This window comes from Oleiphilus sp. HI0117 (assembly GCF_001635235.1).
The window spans coordinates 1-868 of sequence record NZ_LWGA01000089.1 but is presented as its reverse complement, the minus strand read 5'-3'; the positions used below and the strand labels follow the sequence as shown (position 1 = coordinate 868).

Genomic DNA, 868 nt, shown 5'->3' with positions numbered 1-868 from the left:
TGATCTGGTTGGCTATCAAGTTCGTTTTACCGATCAAGTTAGTGATAGTACGCTAATAAAGGTCATGACGGATGGTATTCTCTTAAATGAAATCAAGTTTGACCGTTACTTAAATCGTTATGAAGTTATTATTATTGATGAGGCGCATGAGCGTAGTTTAAATATTGATTTCTTACTCGGTTACTTAAAACGCGTTCTGCTGAAAAGACCTGAATTAAAACTCATTATTACCTCTGCCACGATCGACGTAGACCGGTTCTCGGAGTTCTTTACTGGCGCGCCAATATTTTCTGTTTCAGGGCGAAGTTATCCGGTTGACGTGAATTACCGCCCATCTATTGGTGCAGATGTACAAGAGTTATCTCTTGGTGAGCAGATAGCTACAGTGGTCGAGGAGATTCAAGACGAAGAACGCCAACGCTCTTGGCAAGTTGGCGATGTTTTGGTTTTCTTACCTGGCGAGCGAGAGATCAGAGAGATCGCCAAGACCCTTAATGATTATGAATGGCGTGACACCGAGATACTGCCCTTATATGCCAGGTTAAGTACCAAAGACCAGAGCAGGGTGTTTCAACCTCACTCTGGCAGACGAATCATCCTTTCTACTAATGTCGCTGAGACCTCAATTACAGTGCCTGGTATCCGCTATGTAATTGACCCCGGTACCGTGCGGATTTCCCGCTATTCGTATCGCTCAAAATTACAGCGTTTGCCTATCGAGTCAATCTCCCAAGCGAGTGCAAATCAACGAAAGGGTCGTTGTGGGCGGATTGCTGAAGGTATTTGTTATCGACTTTACAGTGAAGACGACTTTATTTCACGACCTGAGTTTACCGATCCGGAAATACAGCGCACCAATCTAGCGGCT

1 protein-coding gene is annotated in these 868 nt (G+C 44.6%); it reads left to right on the top strand.

The features are described 5' to 3' along the window. Nucleotides 1-868 (top strand): helicase-related protein (locus A3757_RS01280; protein WP_255374966.1); only part of this gene is annotated, 868 nt, incomplete at both ends.